Raw genomic sequence first — 20,204 nt, 5'->3', positions numbered from 1 at the left:
GAAACCGGGTTTTTGGTTCCAGAATGATTGTTGAAATGACATATTTGGGTTGCCAAACCCGGTTTCTGCTGTTGCAGCCCGATCGCACCGAAAAACCAAAAAATTGGATAATCTAAAATCTAAAATCTAAAATCGACTCGCCCGCACCGAAAAACCAAAAAATTGGATAATTTAAAATCTAAAATCTAAAATCGACTCGCCCGCACCGAAAAACCAAAAAATTGGATAATCTAAAATCTAAAATCTAAAATCAACTCGCCCGCACCGAAAAACCAAAAAATTGGATAATCTAAAATCTAAAATCGACTCGCCCGCACCGAAAAACCAAAAAATTGGATAATCTAAAATCTAAAATCTAAAATCTAAAATCTAAAATCGACTCGCCCCGGAGAGGTAAAACCTATACGTAGTAGTAGTTTAGATGCTCACAGAGCGAGGGCCACATCCCCAAATATGCTAGAAACTATCAAAAAATGGGTCGATCAAGAACGCCGAGTATTGATTACTGCGAGTGCCGTTGCTAGTACGGTCATTGTAATGCGCTGGTTCGGATGTTTTCAGGTGTGGGAATGGGCTGCTTTCGATCAGTTTGTGCGCTGGCGGCCGGCCGAACCCCTTGACTCGCGGATCGTCATTGTAGAAATTAAGGAAGCTGACTTGCAAAAATACGGCTACCCAATTTCGGATGCTGCCTTGGCCCAATTGCTGCAAAAATTGCACGCTGGCAAGCCGCGGGCGATCGGCCTCGACGTTTACCGAGATTTGCCAACTCAACCGGGTAACGCCGAACTGCTCAAAACTTTTAAAACTATTCCCAACTTAATCGGCATTGAGTTGATGCCAGACGAAACCCGCTTCGGAGTTCGCCCGCCTCCGGTACTTGACAAGCTCGATCGAATCGGTTTCAACAACGTTGTCATCGACGCTGACTCAAAAGTGCGGCGAACTTTGCTCTACGCTTGGCCCGGAGACGGAAAAACTCATCAAAGCTTCGCACTCAGACTGGCTTTGCTTTACCTCAAAAGCGAAGGAATTTCGCCTCAACCAGCAAGAGTCAATCCTAAATACTTGCAGTTAGGCAAGGGGGTTTTTCGGCCTTTTCAACCGAATGACGGTGCTTACGTTCGATCGGACAGCCGCGGCTATCAAATTTTGACCAACCTGCGCGGCCCGCGAGGCAGTTTTCGCACTGCATCAATGAGCGATGTGCTCTCTGGCACAGTACCTGCTGATTTTGTACGATCGCGCGTTGTCTTGATCGGCTCAAATGCCCCCAGCCTCAGAGACTTTTACCAAAATGCTTACAGTTCCGGTTGGTTTGGTTCTCCCCAGCAAATACCGGGAGTCGAGTTTCAGGCTCATTTCTTGAGCCAAATTTTGAGTGCGGCCCTCGACGGGCGCGGGGGTATCAATGTCTGGCCAGAGGCTGCGGAGTTACTGTGGATTTTACTGTGGTCTTGGGCGGGAGCAAATGTGAGTTGGAATTTGCGATCGCTCGGTCGATCGGCTTATTGTTTATTAAGTATCTGTCTATGTCTGAGTGCCAGTTTATACTTAGCCTTTTTAGCCGGTTGGTGGCTGCCGTTAATTCCCCCACTCCTCAGTCTTTTGGGTTCTGGTGCTGCTGTTGTGGGTTATCTGGCTCACTTGCAAGAAGAATTAAAACGGTCTAAAGAATTTTTACAATCGCTAATCGATACAATTCCCGACCCGATTTTTGTCAAAGATCGAAATCACCGCTGCGTAGTTTTGAATCAGGCATATTGTCGGTTTATTGGCTATCCTTTAGAAATTTTAACTTGCCGAACCGATTACGAGTTATTTCCCCAAGCCGAAGCGGAGATATTTTGGCAGCAAAACGAATTAGTATTTCAAACTCACCAGCCGCGAGAAAATGAAGAATATTTTACTGACGCTCACGGAATTACGCATCTGATTGCGACTAAAAGATCCCTGCATAAAGATGCTGCCGGCAACCTATTTTTAGTCGGAGCAATCAGAGATATTACCGAGCGCCAACTTCGGGCAAATGCCCTTGAACAAAAAAATGCTGAGCTCAGCCACCAAGCTTATCACGATGCTCTGACCGGTTTGCCTAACCGCCAAATGTTCTACGAATGCTTGCATCGGTCTCTAGAAATAGCCTCCAGCACTCAAGAATTGGTGGCTTTACTGTTTTTAGATTTAGATGGATTTAAGTCAATCAACGACACTCTCGGACACAATGTGGGCGATTTACTCTTAAAAACAGTTGCCAGTCGGCTCAAAAAATGCTTGCGTGGCAGCGATACTATCTCGCGGTTGGGTGGCGACGAATTCACAGTCATTTTGCCGGCAATTCCAGGTCGTGAAGAAGCTGCGAAAGTAGCTGAAAAAATTTGCGACGCCATCATGCAGCCTTTTATTTTAGAAGAACATACAGTTTCTGTAACTACAAGTATTGGCATTAGTTTATATCCCATTGACGCTCAAGAACCAGAGATTTTAGTTAAGAATGCCGATGTGGCGATGTATCGTGCTAAGGAACGCGGGAAAAATCAATGTCACTTTTATTAATTAATACCCGTGAAAAACCTAATAAAAGTATAGGTAAACTCCCACCCCTAGCTTGATAAGTCATTTATAATTATTTAATTTTTTTATCTAAAATCTCAATATTTCGGACAAAATTTGAGCAATTTTTAGACCTCAAATCCTAATTGGGCAGTGAGGGAGATATTATTTTCAGGCGTCTCCTGTGCAGCTAACTTCAAAAAAATAGCTTGATCGATTCTTAAACCGTAAGCCCTCTAAGCTTTTTGAAACCGTTCAAAAAAATGCCCAAAGTAGTGAAATCTCAAATCTCAAATCACATAATTTAAAATTCTCTAATTTGTCATCTGTCATTAGATAGATTTAGCAAAATATAAAACTTATGAGAGCAACTTGCCGTCTCATCTAAATGTTACAAAACATTAAAATAAATCACAACCTGAAACCAAATTCAAATCGCCAAAAAGCTTTAATATAAAAAAATATGTAAACTTACGAAAGTTAATTAAAGTAAATGTAAATATATCAGTGGAAATACGGAAATTGATAGATATAATAGGTGGTACAGACGTGGATCTATTTCGGTGATTGGAATAAGGCTGTGAATACTATGCGTACTTTGATTCAGCTCACAACAACGGCAACCCTGGCGGCCTGCCTGCAAGTGAATATAGTCGGCACCGCAAATGCGGCTCGACTTGCCAGCAACTCAACTAGCAACTTAACAAAAGCCCGTAGCACCGGCGAGAACCCGACGCCATCGACCCCCAGAGTTTGGACAGTTACACCAACCTCTAGGTTTGGAAATCCCCAAGAATACCAACCAGACCCGAACGGGAACCCCAAAAGTGACGGTACGGGAACGCGCTGACCCCAAATTTTCAATAAATTTTCAATCTTTTATTTGCGGAGATTTGTACCAATTGGATTGGTTAATTAAAGTATGGCTGCACCAATCCGGATCGGTGAGAGGATAGTCCACCCGGTAATGACCGCCGCGACTTTCAGTGCGAAACGCAGCACTTTTGACAATTAAATAGCCGATATCCAATAAATTCCCAACTTCTCCCCAATTTCGCAAAATTGAGCTATTCTCCGCCTCAGCAGGGGAAAAATTAATAATTTGTCCTGGCTGTAAATTATCAAGCGTTTGACTCAAAGGCAAAGAAGCAAATTCTTGTCGCCAAATCTCAAGTTGGACGATCGCACTTTCCAAATCGCGTTGTCCTCGGCAAATTCCCGCACTCTGCCACACCAAATTCCGCAATTCAACCCGCAACCTTTCGATCGCCTCAATGTCCTGTTCAGAAATCGATTTTTCCCAGATTTCCCCCGCCTCGAACTGATCGGCGAATGCCTCGGGCGTTTCACCTTCTAGCTGCAAAAGTCCCATCTGCGCCCCAAAAACCAGACATTCCAGCAGCGAATTGCTCGCCAACCGATTAGCGCCGTGTACTCCCGTGCTCGCAGTTTCTCCCACCGCGTACAAACCCGGAATCGAAGTTTGGTTAAACTTGTCAGCGACAATTCCTCCCATCCAGTAATGGGCGGCGGGCGTCACCGGTACCGGTTCGGAAAAAATATCAATTCCCCAATCAGCGCACACTTGAATAATATTGGGAAACCTGTAGCGCAGTCGATCGACCGCAATCGGGCGCAAATCCAGCCAAACATGAGGTTCCCCCGTCTTCTGCAAGTGGCGGAAAATAGCGCGGCTGACAACATCCCGAGGCGCGAGTTCCCCGCTGGGGTGAGAGTCAAAAGCAAAGCGATATCCCTTACTGTCAACCAAATGAGCTCCTTCTCCCCGCACCGCTTCGCTAATGAGAAACCTCGGCGCGCCCGCTGTACTCAGCGCCGTCGGGTGAAACTGCACAAATTCTAAATCTCGCAGCAGCGCCCCGGCGCGCCACGCAATTGCCACCCCGTCGCCGGTACTTACCGACGGATTGGTCGTTTGAGCAAAAACCTGTCCGCCGCCACCTGTCGCCAGCACCACGGCTTTGGCCTGCAGCCACTTGACTTGTGAGCCGCAAATCGAGCTAATCCCCTGACAGCGCCCGGTTTCGTCTAGCCACAGACTCAAAGCAAAGGCAGGGGATACGAGTTGAATGTTTTTGCGGCTCAATACTTTTGCTGTCAGCGTACTGATAACAGCTTTGCCCGTAGTGTCGGCGGCGTGGAGAACTCGGCGGCGGGAGTGGGCTGCTTCTAGGGTGAGGGCTAAATCTGGGCCGGTGCGATCGAATGCAACGCCCATTTTCACTAGGGAGTCAATGCAGGCTGAAGCTTCCTCGACTAAAAATTTCACCGCATCCAAATCGCAAAGACCGGCTCCTGCAGCCAGTGTATCCTGAACGTGTAACGCTACTGAATCTTCAGGGGCGATCGCCGCGGCAATCCCTCCTTGAGCCCAATCGCTTGCAGAAACAGGCAGCATATTTTTATTGATCAAGCCCACCTGCAAATGTTCTGGGAGGCAAAGTGCCGTGTACAAACCGGCCGCGCCAGCACCTATTACCAATACGTCAAATTTGTCAGTCATAAGTCGGCCGCCAGTCAATTTTAGATTTTAGATTTTAGATTTTAGATTTTAGAATTGAGTCTACAGATGAATCTGGAGACTTGAACTAATGTCAGTCAAGGGATTTTAGATTTTAGATGAATGAGGGGAACCCGCTTATTTCAATCTAGCGAATTTGGGTCGGCTTTTGCCGAATGGTGGTTGAAAGTAAGTCTTGAGAAATTAAAGGCAGAAGTCATCAGCCTGTAGAAAAAAATCTTTTCTTTCTGCCGAATGCCTTCTGCCCAATTGCGAATGCCTTCAAAAGAGACCCGCTGCTACCTAGTCGTAGAGACCATTATTCAACCGGTTGTCTCCTTCAATAAAGACTGATTCAACATCAGTTACGGTGAATTTGTCCATGTTAGCTTGCAGCACTTTTTTCTGAGCTTCCGTCAAGTCTGAAATATTGAGTACGTCCTCAACATTTTCGTAAGGAGCATTCTTAATAATTAGTCGAGCTAAAGTGGGATACAACCCTCGAAATTCCCGAAAGTCCCGGACGGCGCTGTTGTTCAAATCAAGTTTTTTGCCGTATTCTGTGGCAAGCTTCTCATCGGCGCGATTGGTTCTAGCCGGAGCTTCAACAGCTAGGAGCGAGGATGATGGCAAGACGATACGGCTGAATGATGCCGCGATCGCGCTTTGGTCTCCAGCCCATGCAAAGCAGCCCAGCACTAAGCCCAATACTGCCAATAGACGACCCAATCGTTTCATGAAGTTTTGTCTCCCAATTTCATACACAGCATTTATGTAGAGACTACCATTTTGCTTATGCAGTTTTTCAGATAAATCCGCAATAGGTAAAGGGCTGTTATAAACTTTACATTAGGGTATTGACAACGCTGACGATATATGATATTGACCAACTTTTAAGCATCGCAGGCAAGTTTATCAAAGGCACTCCCAATTAAAAACTCGGACTGCCATTTTAAAAGGTTAATTCTTGCCCTGCACCCAATTTTCTACCTATAGAGAACTCTTTCCTTTCGTTTTGAGAAAAGCATTCAAGTCAGCATAAGTACCGCCGTAAGCCACGCTAGGATGGTCGTAACCCTTCAAAGCAACGGTGTGCTGCTCGAAAGCGCCCTGGGCCCCCAATTGTGTCAGGTATTTGTAGGTCGTTTCTCCCACAGCGATATCCTTGCCGAGTTGCTTGGTGCAAGATTCCAGGCGAAATGCTGCGTTTACAGTATCTCCCAAGGCGGTATAGTCCGATCGGTCGCTGCTGCCAGAATTTCCCACCATTGCATAACCAGTATTGATTCCGGCCCCGACTCGCAAAGGAAAAGGTAGGGGGTAACGGCTGCTGAGTTCGTCTGTTGCCTTGTGCAATTCGCTCAAAGCTTGGCAAATCCGCATCATTTCCTCGCTGCTGACACCGCTGGTTTTGTGGAACCAGACGGCCATAATCGCATCGCCGATGTATTTGTCCACCCAACTGCCGTGTTCGCGAATGATCTGTCCTGCTTTGCGGAACCAATTGCCGATGACTTCCGATAGGAGGGTTTCGTCTAGCTGCCTAGTCAAAACAGTAAAGTCTCGGATGTCCATTACCATGACGCTAATCAGGCTACGTACCGTCAAAGTCGCCGTAAAATCTTCAGAGTCTGTCTCGTGTATTGGATCGTGCCGGTGGCCGGCCGTTGGGTTGTAGAAGTCCAATTCGGTTTGACCGAAAATAATCCGATCGCCATTTCTGAGAGTGACAGGAATACTGACCCGTCGCCCGTTGACAAAGGAACCATTGCGGCTGCCCAAGTCGATCAGGTAGAACTCTCCTGTCTCCATTTGTTGTAACATCGCGTGATTACGGGAAATCCAGCGATCTGTCAGTACAAAATTATTGTCATCGCTCCGCCCTACTGTCCAGCAATTGCTGCCGGAGAGCGGCAAGTAGCGATTGCCGCCTTCTGTGCGAAGTACCATATGTGGATTGGGTTGCACTCGTCACAACAGTCCTAGAAACGACACAAAATTAACCGATTTGAAATTTGAGACTTCAGATTTTAGATTTTTTAGTCCATCGTCGATGCACCTAGCCCCTGTAGGATTTGTGAACCATAAATTCGATCGAGCTAGCGAAGGTATTTATGATTCAATCTACCAAAGCAGCCAGTAAAAACAGACTGTCTACCAAGATTGTACCTGATAATACTGCCTGCCCCGGAGCGGAGACAACTTTTATTTATTTTGATGGGCCAGAAAAAAGTGGGAAAATGGATCTCTGGCTAGGCAGCTACCGTGTACACACAAGTCCGAAATCTTGCAACACAATTCCTGAAACCCAAGTTTCGCATGAATCTCAGAAAGGAAGCTTATTTTCATGAATTTTAAGTTATTGATTCGGCCAAACGAGAAATCAAGATTCTAGGAAACAGAGTTTCTACAATATGGGTCAGCGAGCAACTTGTCTGTACACGGTAGAGCTAGGCGGGGGGGGTAGGGCGTGTGGTCTGGTATGCCGATCCAGAGTTCTGTGCACTACTCCCTCTGGTGTAAGCTTCCAATTTCAACCGGAACAGCCGATCGTACCGAAGATTTCCTTGCAACCATCAGACTTACATTCCGTCCATGGGCAGTAGTGCTAGTTCCTAACGCTAATAATCCAAGCCCTTCATCGCCAATAATGATAGCAGAATTCACATCTCTATCGTGCTTAGTTTTGCAGTTGGAACAACTTCAGCTACGCACTTCCAACGGCAGGCTACCCACCTGATTCAGACCTACGTAGCAACTCTTACTCGATGGTGCAAAAAACCGACCCATGTCTAGGTAATTTTTACCGTCTCTTTCAGCCTTGTATTTCAACGGTAGGGTCAATTTTGACCATCCGCAATGGCTCATTTATTTTGCTAGCTAATGATTTTTTACCATGTTATTAACTGCCAGATTTTCAACAACGATGACTTAGTTTTCCTGCACCAATTTGGGAGATTGTTTTTCCTGGAATTTCTCACGAGCGTTTGCCATCTTTTCGTGAGCCATGACCACTATACTGGCTATATGGCGACGATTTTAACCTTGATGTTTGCGAGATAGTTTATGCTGCTTACGGTTTATATTTTGTGTGAGATTTTCTGGTGTATTGTAGCAAAAATAATCCCCATCTTACCAGGAAAATTGAGGAATTTCTCACCAACAATTTGTACTTTTTGGGGGGTAATGAATTGATTGCTTGTCATGCGTTGACTAGAACTTCGGGAAAGATGCCCGTCCTTCAAAGAAGTTGATGAATGCTCTGCATAGGTTTAGTGAACTCAACTCATGCAGTTATGGGTGACAGGGCGATCGCCTCTGGTAAATAGCACTTTATGAAGCAAAACTGAGCTAGCGGGGTAACAAGCAAGGTGGAAAACTTAGCAGGCAATTGTTTAAGCGAACCCTCTCTGAGCTGATATCTTTTACTGTGCATTGTCCGATCATAATGAGCGCTATTCTTGCCGCGAGTAATAATCATTCTAAAATAACTAATTCTCTCAGTATTTTTACTTAAGAATCAGAGATTGAGCCACCGCCATCAACTCGAAATAACCGATGTGACAGTTGAGGGTGCGGAATGGAATTATAAATTTACCTAAATTTTTTTTTTATTCCGGATGAACATAGTTAGCTCTAGTAAATTATGTAAATCTATGCCACGACCCGAAAGTTTGGTGTCATTGATTACTGGCTTTGCAAGCAAGTCATTGATTACTGGCTTTGCAAGCAAAATAAAGACGGTAAAGCACCAGCAATGGCTACCTAATCAATGCTTAAAAGCCTACAGAGCGTCGTGAGCTAGGTTCGTAACAACTTATTTATCAAGGTTTGTAATGAGAACCCCCGAAAACTTCTGCATTCATAAGTTAGTAGAATTCCAAGTAAGGCAAACACCAAATGCTATTGCTGCTATTTTTAAAGCAGAGCAAATAACTTATCAAGAATTAAATAATAAAGCCAATCAATTAGCACATTATCTGAAAAGCTTAGGGGTTAATTCAGAGACGCTTATTGGAGTATGCGTTGATCGATCGCTGAATATGTTAATCGGACTTCTGGGAGTCTTAAAAGCCGGTAGTGCTTACGTCCCTCTTGACCCAACTTATCCCGAAGACCGGTTAGCTTTTATGTTGGAAGACTCCCAGCTTCCGCTACTACTTAGCCAAACCCATCTTCTCAGCTCCCTACCTAAAAGAAATGGTATGCGAGTGGTATGTTTAGATTCAGATTGGCAAAAAATTGAGCAATTCAGCCAAGATAATTTAGATAGCGAAGTCACACCTGATGATTTAGCCTATACAATATACACCTCGGGTTCAACGGGTAAACCAAAAGGCGTGCAAATTATTCACCGTGCTGTAGTCAATCTTCTGCTCTCGATGAAACAAGAACCAGGATTGACAGAGCGAGATGTACTACTAGCAGTAACTACCATCTCCTTTGATATTGCTGTTTTAGAACTTTTCTTACCGTTGATAGTTGGTGCTCGCGTTGTGATCGTTAGTCGCGCAGTCGCCATCGATCCAATGAAGTTATCTAAAACGATCACTGAATCTGGCGCTACAGTCTTGCAGGCAACTCCTGCAACCTGGAAAATGCTATTAGCAGTTAATTGGCAAGGCGATCGCAATTTAAAAATTCTTTGTGGAGGAGAACCTCTCAATCGACACTTAGCTAATCAATTGCTAGAGCGAAGTTCCTCCCTTTGGAATATGTACGGGCCGACTGAAACAACTATTTGGTCAACCATTCATCAAGTAGAATCTGGTGAGGAAACCATACCAATTGGTCGCCCCATTTTAAATACTCAAATTTATCTGTTCAAGTATCCACGCCATTCTCACAACGATAATCTTGAGCTTGTTACTGATGGATCTGATGGAGAGATTTACATTGGTGGTATGGGAATAGCGAGAGGTTATCTTAACCGTCCAGAGATAACTGAGGAAAGGTTTATTGATGATAATTTTAACAATGAACCGGGCGGTCGTCTTTATAAAACAGGTGACTTAGGTCGTTATCTTCCAGACGGTAATATTGCCATTATTGGGCGCAGTGATTACCAAGTAAAAATTCAGGGACACCGAATTGAATTAAAAGATGTTGAAGCAGCCTGTTTCGATAATCCTGCGGTGAAGGATGTGGTAGTGGTTGTTAGTAATGATGCTCATGGACACGATTACTTAGTTGCTTATGTGGTGTTGAATTCACAAGTATTAAAGCAGAGCTCAGCAGGCTTCCGAGCAATGCTAAAAGAAAAATTGCCTGACTACATGATTCCTGCGCTTGTGGTCTTTATGGATGCTTTGCCATTAACACCTAATTGTAAAGTAGATCGGCAGGCACTACCGGCACCAACTCTTGATAATGTTGAAAAATTTGTTGCTCCACGCACGGAAATAGAGAAACAATTGGTTGAAATTTGGACTTCGGTTTTAGGAGTGCAAATTGGCATCCATCAAAACTTTTTTGAGTCAGGCGGAAATTCATTACGCGCCGCCTTATTACTAAATCGAGTATCGCAAGCCTTCCCAGTGGAATTGTCTTTAGATTGCCTGTTCAAATCTCCGACAATTGCTGGATTAGCTGAAGTAATTGAGGCTGTGCAGTCTTCGGGATCTACGGCGATTTTTGAAACAAATATTGCTGACTTATCGGCTGATGCAGTCTTAGATGAAACTATTCACCCATTGACAATTACCAGATTTAGACCGAAGCATATTTTCTTAACAGGGGCAACGGGTTTTGTTGGTGCTTTTCTATTGCATGAATTGTTGCTGCATAATCCCCAAGCGACTATTTATTGTTTAGTTCGTGCTGATGATTTGGAATCCGCGACCTTTCGACTGCGTAGCACTCTACAAAATTACGAAATTTGGGAAGAAGAATTTAGTAGGAGAATTATCCCCATAGTTGGAGATTTATCAAAGCAATTTTTGGGACTATCGACACCAAATTTTAGTGAATTAGCAGATGTCGTTGATGTGATTTATCACTGTGGTGCTTATGTCAATTTGGTTTATCCCTACACTGCGTTACGGGATGCCAATGTGGGCGGGACAAAGGAGATATTGCGTCTAGCCACCATGACTAACATTACACCTGTCCACTATATTTCTACTCTGGATGTCTTTCAAGCGTCGAACTATGATGGTATGAAATTAATTGCCGAAACAGACGATTTACTTAGTGCTGAAGGATATTCAGATGGTTATTCTCAAAGTAAATGGGCGGCAGAAAAATTAGTTATGGCTGCCCGCGAGCGCGGTTTACCAGTTTCGATCTATCGCTTGGGAATGGTGACAGGCCATAGCAAAACAGGTGCTTTTCAACTCAGTAATACGATTTGTTTGATAATCAAGGGCTTGATTCAATTAGGGTATGGCCCTGAATTAGATATCAAGATGAGTCTCGCTCCTGTGGATTATATAGTTCAGGCGATTCGGTATTTATCGCATCAACCAGAGTCTCTTAACAAGACATTTCATGTATTAAGCCCCCATGTATTACCCATGAACGAACTTATCCTGAATCTTAATACGCTTGGTTATATCCTCCCTTCTATTCCTTACCCGCAGTGGCAGGCCAAACTACTCAATATGTCTCCCGATAATGCTTTAACTCCGATGGCTTCTCTATTTGTCAAGAAAATATCTAATAGCCAAAAAACTTTTATCGAGACAACGTCTTTTGTCTGTCAAAAGTTTGATGACCGCAACACTCAGGATGGACTGGTAGGTACTGATATTCTCTGTCCTCCCATTAATGATTCCGTATTAAAGGCTTATTTATCCTATTTCCGTCGTCAAAGTTTTTTGTGATGTAGTAAAACTAAATGATTTGTGCAAATATTGTAGGGTAGCGATCTGTGCCTACCCATTCATGGGGTAAACTACAGGGTAATTACCCTACAAAAAGCTCACAATTAATTAAAAATGATTAGAAAATAATAGGCAGAAAAATAGTTTGACAGAGCTAAATTTAATTTTCTCATAAATAAAAATGAAAATAAATTTGATCCAAAAATTAAAATTATCTAACTCTATCATCTCCCAAACTCGTAATAAAAAAAATAGCTCCCAAGAATCGCTGACAAAACAAACACTCTTAAAGATAGCTTTTGGCATGGGCATGGTTGTTGTCGCCTCCACTGCTATTAGCTATTTCCAAATAATCTCACGGATTACTGCTAATTCACTCACGCAGTTAGAGCAATACATAAAATTACGCTCCAAACGCGAAAGAGCAATATTTACCTTAGCTGAAGATAACCATAAGTTGCTCAAGCAAGCTTTATTAGATCAACTCAAAGCAGAAGCAGATCGCGATCCAAAAGCTGAATTCGATCAAAACTTTGTCAAATATCCAGATGGCTCAATTCGCAATCGCCCTGAACTGTTTGAAATCGACAAGACCGGGGGTTTATTCCTAGGAAAAAATGTCAATGTTGATACTGAGATGCAGCGACGAATAGTTGCTTTCTATAAAACAATAAATGCTTATGGCCCAGCATGGCGCAATCGGTTTGCTAACACCTATACGCAAATTCCTGAGAATGGTATGATCATGTATATGCACCAGTATCCCTGGTCGCTAAAAGCACCTTCTAGTGACTCGTTCCGCGTCACAGATGATGAGTCATTCCAAATTACCCGCCCTATCTACGATCCCGAACGCAAAACAGTCTGGACAGGCATTTATTACGACCAAGTAGCTGTAGCTTGGATGGCATCCTGTGTGACACCATTAGATGTAGATGGCAAGCATATTGCTACAATCGGTCATGATATTTTAATAGATGATTTGCAGAAACGGACTATTAATGAAGGACTGAAAGGCACATACAACATGATTTTTCGAGCCGATGGGCGGCTAGTAGCTCACCCAGAACTTATGCAAAGTATTCAAAAGGGAAATGGACAATTCTCCATCGCCCAATCAGGAGATGCTCATCTCCGGCGCATTTATGAATTAGTCATAACTCATAAACAGGAAAATATGATTATTGACAATCCTGACTATGATGAATACTTGGGTGTGACTAGAATTGATGAGCCAAATTGGTACTTGGTCACAGTTTTCCCCAAATCTCTGCTGACCCAAGAAGCCTTAGCTACTGCTCGCATGATTCTAGTGCTAGGGCTAAGTGCATTACTGATTGAAATTATTATTGTGTTCTTAATTTTAAGGCGAGAAATTTCTACACCACTCAATAAATTAATGGCTGCAACTGAGAGTATTGCTGCTGGAAATCTTGATGTCCAAGTTAATGTAAACCGCCAAAATGAATTGGGTCGTTTGGGATATTTATTTAACAAAATGGCTCAGCAACTCCGCGAATCTTTTGCCGCGCTTGCGAAAACTAATGAGGAATTGGAACTGCGAGTTGAAGATAGAACTGTAGAGCTTAAACACGCGAAAGAAGTTGCCGATACTGCTAACCGTGCTAAGAGCGAGTTTCTAGCTAATATGAGCCACGAACTGCGGACACCTCTCAATGGTATCTTAGGATATGCCCAAATTCTCCAGCGCTCGAAACACATAGTTGAGTCAGATAAAAAAGGAATTAATATTATTAACCAATGTGGCTCCCACCTACTGACTCTGATTAACGATATCCTTGATTTTTCAAAAATCGAGGCCCAGAAAATGGAAATATATGCTACAGATTTTCATTTTCCCGCTTTTCTGCAAGCAGTAATTGAAATTTGTCGGATTAGGGCAGATCAAAAGGGAATTGATTTTATCTCTACCATCGAAGGTCAACTCCCAGTTGGCCTTTTTGCGGATGAAAAACGATTGCGACAGGTATTGATCAACTTATTAGGCAATGCTATTAAGTTTACGGAACAAGGTAGCGTGAAATTTATAATTACATCAAAACTATTGGAAGATGAGTTCAGGGAACTACCTTTATATCGAATTATTTTCCAAGTTGAAGATACGGGAATTGGGATATCGAGCGATCATGTTAAAAATATATTTTTGCCATTTGAGCAGTCTGGTAATATGAAGAAGCAATCAGAAGGGACTGGACTAGGATTAGCTATCAGCAAAAAGATTGTTGATATGATGGGCAGTACCTTGGAAGTTGAAAGTGAATTAGGAAAAGGTAGTGTTTTCTGGTTTGAGATAGATTTACCCGAAGCTAAGGAATGGGCAAAAAATTCTAAAACTTCGGAGCAGGGTGTTATTATTGGTTTTAATGGCGATAAGCCCAAAGTTCTAGTAGTAGATGACCATTGGGAAAACCGTTCTGTTATTGTCAATTTACTCCGCCCTATTGGATTTATACTTTTTGAGGCTGAAAATGGCCAAGAAGGACTGGATAAAATTACTGAGGTTCAACCCGATCTGGTTATTACTGATATTGTTATGCCGATTATGGATGGCTATGAAATGGTTAAAAGTTTGCGAAAATTAGCATTATCTGCTAATTTGGCAGTTATCGTGTCTTCAGCCAGTGTATTCGAGTCAGATCTCCAAAAAAGTATAGAGATTGGAGCTAATGAATTTTTGCCAAAACCTATAGAAGCTGATAGCCTGTTAAATACGATCAAATCTCTCCTGAAATTAGAATGGATCTATGAAGAGAAATTACAACCGCAAAGCACAAGAGAATTGACAACACAAGTGGTTGAGATTGTGCCACCTTCGCATGATGACTTGCTAATATTGTATAATCTTAGTCGTAAGGGATTGATTAAGGATTTACTACAAGAGTTGACGAGAATTGAACTAATAAACCATGAGTTTATCCCTTTTGTTCAAGAGCTGCGCGAATTTGCTAAAGGTTTCAAGCTTAAACAGGTGCGAACTTACATAGAGCAATACCTAAATACTCCCTAGGTCCAAAAATTTTGTAAATTTATGTATCCCATCCCCAGTAAATTATGTATGACTGAAAACTCAGACAATCAATCTATTTTGATTGTAGATGATAATCCCAATAACCTAGAAGTTCTAGCCCACATATTGACCGACGTGGGTTATCAAGTTTCCGTGGCTATTGATGGTGAAACTGCGATTGAACAAGTAGAATATCATCCGCCCGAACTAATTTTATTAGATATAATGATGCCGCCCGGTATTGATGGCTTTGAGACTTGCCGACGATTGAAAGCTAATCCCTTAACCTGCGAAATTCCAATAATTTTTTTAAGTGCTTTATCTGATTCACATAATAAAGTCAATGGATTATCTGTAGGAGCCGTAGATTATATTTCTAAGCCTTTCCAAAGTGAAGAAGTTTTAGCGAGGATTAGAATTCATTTAAAATTATATAATCTAACTAAAAAACTAGAACAACAGAAGCAACTGCTAGAAGAAAAAGTTGAATTACGGACTGTGGAATTATTAGCAGCTAAAGAAGCAGCCGAAGCAGCCAACATTGCCAAAAGCCAGTTTCTCGCTAACATGAGCCATGAACTCCGCACCCCTCTCAATGCGATTATCGGCTATAGCGAAATGTTGCAAGAAGAAGCCGAAGATTTAGATCAAAATTTTTTTATCCCAGATCTGAAAAAAATTAAGGGTGCAGGCACACATTTACTTGGACTAATTAACGACATTCTTGACTTGTCCAAAATTGAATCTGGGAAGGTTGAACTTTACTTAGAAACCGTTAATATCTCAGATTTAATTAGGGAAGTCATCATGATGATTAAGCCACTGGTGGATAAGAATGCTAATATATTGATAGTTAAGTGTGAAACGAATTTGGGAGATATGAAAACGGATTTAACTAAGGTACGTCAGAGCTTATTTAATTTGCTTAGTAATGCCAGCAAATTTACAAAAAAAGGCATAATTACTATTAAGGTAGAAAAGAAATATAGAAATTCTGGAAGGGCCGATGGAGAAGAACAGAAATCAGCCATTCCCTATATTTTATTTAAGATAAGTGATACTGGCGTTGGCATACCTCCAGAACGAATGGAAAAACTGTTTCAACCATTCACCCAGGCTGATGCTTCAACTACACGACAGTATGGGGGTACTGGATTAGGGTTAGCCATTACTAGAAATTTGTCTCGGATTATGGGTGGAGATACGTTGGTGGAAAGCGAGGTTGGTAAGGGATCTACTTTTACTCTTATACTGCCAGCAGAAGTGATACTCCCAAAGTAAAACCAGTCTTCATACTTGCACTATAAAAAACAATTTTTAGAAAAGTGCCTATGTGACATCCCCCATTCTTATGACCATCAGCGATTTTTAACAAATCGGGTAAAACAGCAAGAAGCTGTGGCGTGTCAAAGTTTATTCCAGCAGAAACGTTTTGAATAATTTTAATAATTATAGCCGGGTCCGAATCAGACTGATTAAGGTATGTTGTTCTGAGATTAACTGTTGGTAAGGAGCGTAGGGAACCACTAAGAGTAAAAATCATCTATGCTAGAGTAAGCTGCTAAATGCCATATATAGCAATCCTTGCAGGAGTCGTAAATTTTTGACCCCACCCCAACCCTCCCCTTATTAAGGGGAGGGAGTAAGAAATTTACAAATGATTTAGGATGGCTATATCTCGCTTTTGAGGGCTTAGTTGTGGCAATCCTTGCGACATTTATGATGATTTATCAATTTTTTAAAACGAATTTTATTTATTGTTACCGTCTTGTGATAGCTGAGAGATTGGTTATTTCTTGGCTGTCCAACTCGTTCTCCAGCTAGGAGTGAAGACCACAAACAGGACGGCAAAAAACAACCCTGGCTTTCATCGCACCGCTAAGATGAGTACAGTTATAGCGGGGCGCTTCCCGCCGAGTAAGTTAAATTGGAAGAGAATTGTATGTTGTCGAAAAGAATTTTACCTTGTCTGGATGTGAAAGCCGGTCGCGTGGTCAAAGGTGTCAATTTTGTCAACCTTCAGGATGCTGGCGATCCGGTAGAAATGGCTCAGGTTTACAATGATGCGGGTGCTGATGAGTTGGTGTTTCTGGACATTACGGCGACTCACGAAGACCGGAATATTATGATCGATGTGGTGTACCGAACGGCCGATCGAGTATTTATCCCTTTGACGGTGGGCGGCGGCATCCAATCCTTAGACACAATTAAAAGTTTGTTGAGGGCGGGCGCTGATAAGGTGAGTATTAATTCGGCGGCGGTGCGCGATCCGAGTTTAATTGACAAAGCCAGCGATCGATTTGGTAATCAGTGCATTGTAGTGGCGATCGACGCCCGCAAACGGCAAGACGCAGATAATCCGGGTTGGGACGTTTACGTGCGCGGAGGGCGAGAAAATACCGGCAAAGATGCGATCGCCTGGGCCAAAGAAGCCGAACAGCGCGGCGCAGGCGAAATTCTGGTGACAAGCATGGACTCTGACGGCACTCAAGCAGGTTACGACTTGGAATTAACCCGAAGCATCGCCGAAATTGTCGAAATTCCCGTCATTGCTTCCGGTGGCGCAGGCAACTGTCACCACATCTACGAAGCCGTGACTGAGGGCAAAGCAGAAGCCGCCCTGCTGGCTTCCCTGCTGCATTACGGGCAACTCAGTGTAGGAGAAATTAAAACTTATCTAGCAAAATGTCAAGTTCCCGTGCGACAGCAGCAGCCATTAGTTATTAGTCATTAGTCAGTGGATAGTCGGGCGCATCTCATATCTTGCAACATTTTCAACAAACCGCTCTGCGGGTTCACTCCAGCGCCCTCTCACATTGCAAACAGGCTAATTGACACTCCCCTGCCTAAAGGCGAGGGGATTCTTAATTCAGCGACTGACCTTTAAGTGTTACGTCCTTTCGGCAATACTCAAACCTTTTAACCGTGGGAATTCCACCAATTAACGAGCCTGATTCGCAGCCACCCCAGAGGGTCTATCTCCAAAAGCTTACTAGGATACTGACCTAGAGTTTGGGTGTGCCCCACCCTACTTAACAAGACTAGAATAGTTGGTTTTTCTGGTTTTGAGACTGTGTTAAGCCTCTAGCTGTTTAAAGAGTTTTCGCCGCTCTTTGCCCCCCGGTTTATGCCTAAAAGTGTGTCTCATGTCCCGTTTCACGATGGCAAAGGAGTTTAACCTCGACTATTGCAGTCTACCACGATTACTGGAATTGCCAGAAGTCTTAGGAATAAATTAAAGCCGTCCTAAAAGGACGGGCTTTTAGACCCAACTCCTTTGATAAACCCGCCCCCACCCCACGATAAAACCAGTTACGGACATTGATACTGCTATGTGAGGCCCATCCGAAGGCACTTATAGAGAATTTTTTTGATTCTCCACAAGTGCCTTCTACATATCCTTCTACATAAATGTCTTGGGGCGATCGACGCCAGTCATCTAGAAATATTCCCTGAGAAGGATTTCAAATACCAGCTTTTTCAGCTAAAAATTATATATTAGCTCAATTTGACAGAGAGCAACGGTTGCTTTTCTCAAACTTGAGTTAAAGATTGTGCAGAATATGAGTGAGCTTCAGCCTGTTAACAATCTTAGCGATCAAAACTTCTAAAAACGGAGAAATTTTGTATGTCTTTTATCAGCTTTAACTTCCCTGCCAAGCGTTTAGTCCGCACTTTAATAGCTGTTTGTTTTTGTGCTTTGATGTTTGTTTCTAATGCTTTCCCGGCTTTTGCAGTTACTAGCAGCCCGACCAAAGGTGAAGATAAACTTTTGGGAATTGAGAAAGAAGCTCAAAAAGTTGCCGGTGATAATCCGATGTCCTTAGAAGAAACTCAAGACAAAGCGAGCAAAGGACCCAACGAAGTTCAGGGAGACGCTGACATTGAAAAAATGAAAAATCCTTCCAATACAAAAGCTACATCCTTTGAGCAACAAGTCAAAAAAGCTGTCAGCAAAATCAAAGACTAACTCAGCGCGCAGTTTTCAGTATCAAAGAGTAGGGACACGGCAAGGCGGTGTCCCTGCAAATATCTGGGTAGAGACGCCATTGCCGCGTCCTTACCCAGATATTTTATGTTTTAAAGTTAGCTCCAGTTTTGAGAATTGGTATCAGATAGAATAAAAAAGTGGAAAGGACTTGGCATCTTTTGGCTTTACGAACACTCTTTGCTGGGGCTGTAACTGCAAGCTATCGAATCTTTCTCTAGTCAAATTAGCGTTTACTACTTGACCGTCATCTAAGGTTAATTCTACCTGAATTTCCCATCCCAAATGAATCAAGCGACTGATTCTTGCAGGCACTGTTGCACTATTTTCTGTAGTTTCAATTACTACGTCGTGAGGGCGCAAGAAAATCTCTGGGTTGGCTGAGTCAAAGCCGTTGTCTTGAAACAGTCTTGAACTGCTGGGCAATACATTGACTGGGCCGATAAAACTCATTACGAAAGCACTAGCGGGATGGTCGTAAATTTCTGCGGGTGTGCCGACTTGTTCGATTTTACCTTTATTCATTACTGTAATGTGATCGGCAACTTCCATCGCTTCTTCTTGATCGTGCGTCACAAAGACTGTGGTAACGTGAACTTCGTCGTGCAGTCGCCGCAACCAAGCGCGCAAATCTTTGCGAACTTTGGCATCAAGAGCTCCAAAAGGTTCGTCTAGCAGTAACACTTTCGGTTCCACAGCCAGGGCTCTGGCGAGGGCCACCCGCTGCCGCTGGCCCCCTGAAAGTTGCGACGGGTATCTATCGCCCAATCCTGCCAATTGCACTAAATTCAACAATTCTTCTACCCGCGATTTGACTTTCGCGGGTGGTGTTTTCTGAATTTCCATGCCGAAAGCGATGTTTTTTCGCACTGTCATGTGCTTGAATAGCGCATAGTGCTGAAACACAAACCCAATATTGCGGTCTTGGACGCTAGTATTGGTGGCATCTTGGCCTGTCAGCCAGATTTTCCCGGAGTCGGGCATTTCTAAACCTGCAATCAGTCGCAGCAGCGTAGACTTGCCGGAACCAGACGGGCCCAGCAATGCGACTAGGGAACCCGATTCAATTTCTAAGCTGACTCGATCGAGTGCTTGGAAAGTGCCAAACTGTTTTGATACGTTTTCTACAACTATGCCCATAGGTAGGAAGAAGGAAGAGGGAAGAGGGAAGAGGGAAGAGGCAGGATACAGGAAGCAAGAGGCAAGAGGCAAGAGGGAAAAATGTTAATCTCCGGTTTGTGGATGGGTTAAGGTAAGTTTTTTTTATAGCACGATCGCACATCCGTTTGT

11 protein-coding genes are annotated in these 20,204 nt (G+C 43.2%); 7 read left to right on the top strand and 4 right to left on the bottom strand.

Annotated features, from left to right (window positions below; genetic code table 11):
- Window positions 1-453 precede the first annotated feature (453 nt).
- Window positions 454-2,556 carry a CHASE2 domain-containing protein gene (locus QUA43_RS16170; RefSeq protein ID WP_333375209.1) on the top strand — a complete coding sequence of 701 codons (2,103 nt, stop codon included), beginning with the start codon at window positions 454-456 and terminating at the stop codon, window positions 2,554-2,556.
- A 577-nt stretch (window positions 2,557-3,133) separates the two neighbouring features.
- Entirely contained in the window at window positions 3,134-3,403 is a 270-nt protein-coding gene (locus tag QUA43_RS16165) for a hypothetical protein (protein ID WP_333375207.1), read from the top strand.
- A 21-nt stretch (window positions 3,404-3,424) separates the two neighbouring features.
- On the opposite strand, the gene nadB is transcribed toward QUA43_RS16165, so the two are convergent.
- From nadB to QUA43_RS16150, 3 genes are all read right to left on the bottom strand, one after another.
- Window positions 3,425-5,077: an L-aspartate oxidase gene (gene nadB / locus QUA43_RS16160; RefSeq protein ID WP_333375205.1), complete on the bottom strand. Its 1,653-nt coding sequence runs from the start codon at window positions 5,075-5,077 to the stop codon at window positions 3,425-3,427.
- A gap of 300 nt (window positions 5,078-5,377) precedes the next feature.
- Window positions 5,378-5,812, bottom strand: coding sequence for a photosystem II complex extrinsic protein PsbU (gene psbU / locus QUA43_RS16155; protein WP_333375203.1), 435 nt, complete (start codon window positions 5,810-5,812; stop codon window positions 5,378-5,380).
- 252 nt (window positions 5,813-6,064) lie between these two features.
- Window positions 6,065-7,024, bottom strand: coding sequence for an adenylate/guanylate cyclase domain-containing protein (locus QUA43_RS16150; RefSeq protein WP_333375202.1), 960 nt, complete (start codon window positions 7,022-7,024; stop codon window positions 6,065-6,067).
- 1,886 nt (window positions 7,025-8,910) lie between these two features.
- Between QUA43_RS16150 and QUA43_RS16145 the strand changes: the two genes are divergently transcribed.
- The 5 genes from QUA43_RS16145 to QUA43_RS16125 all read left to right on the top strand — a co-directional run bounded on the left by QUA43_RS16145 (window position 8,911) and on the right by QUA43_RS16125 (window position 18,896).
- Window positions 8,911-11,898 (top strand): amino acid adenylation domain-containing protein, encoded by a 2,988-nt coding sequence (locus QUA43_RS16145; RefSeq protein WP_333375200.1) that lies wholly within the window; start codon window positions 8,911-8,913, stop codon window positions 11,896-11,898.
- 181 nt (window positions 11,899-12,079) lie between these two features.
- The gene (locus QUA43_RS16140; RefSeq protein WP_333375198.1) at window positions 12,080-14,926 is read left to right on the top strand and encodes an ATP-binding protein; all 2,847 of its coding nucleotides are present in this window, start codon (window positions 12,080-12,082) and stop codon (window positions 14,924-14,926) included.
- Window positions 14,927-14,974: 48 nt separating this feature from the next.
- The gene (locus QUA43_RS16135) at window positions 14,975-16,207 is read left to right on the top strand and encodes a hybrid sensor histidine kinase/response regulator (RefSeq protein ID WP_333375197.1); all 1,233 of its coding nucleotides are present in this window, start codon (window positions 14,975-14,977) and stop codon (window positions 16,205-16,207) included.
- A 661-nt stretch (window positions 16,208-16,868) separates the two neighbouring features.
- Window positions 16,869-17,660 carry an imidazole glycerol phosphate synthase subunit HisF gene (gene hisF / locus QUA43_RS16130; protein ID WP_006635853.1) on the top strand — a complete coding sequence of 264 codons (792 nt, stop codon included), beginning with the start codon at window positions 16,869-16,871 and terminating at the stop codon, window positions 17,658-17,660.
- A gap of 894 nt (window positions 17,661-18,554) precedes the next feature.
- Complete coding sequence (locus QUA43_RS16125) at window positions 18,555-18,896, top strand: low temperature-induced protein (RefSeq protein WP_333375195.1); 342 nt, start codon at window positions 18,555-18,557, stop codon at window positions 18,894-18,896.
- A gap of 141 nt (window positions 18,897-19,037) precedes the next feature.
- Here the strand turns inward: QUA43_RS16125 and QUA43_RS16120 are convergent, their stop codons facing one another.
- Entirely contained in the window at window positions 19,038-20,054 is a 1,017-nt protein-coding gene (locus QUA43_RS16120; protein ID WP_333375194.1) for a sulfate/molybdate ABC transporter ATP-binding protein, read from the bottom strand.
- Between the last annotated feature and the right edge of the window lie 150 nt (window positions 20,055-20,204).

This window comes from Microcoleus sp. N9_B4 (assembly GCF_036701635.1).
Lineage (GTDB): Bacteria > Cyanobacteriota > Cyanobacteriia > Cyanobacteriales > Microcoleaceae > Microcoleus.
The sequence above is the reverse complement of the archived record's forward strand: the minus strand, read 5'-3'. Positions and strand labels throughout refer to the sequence as shown.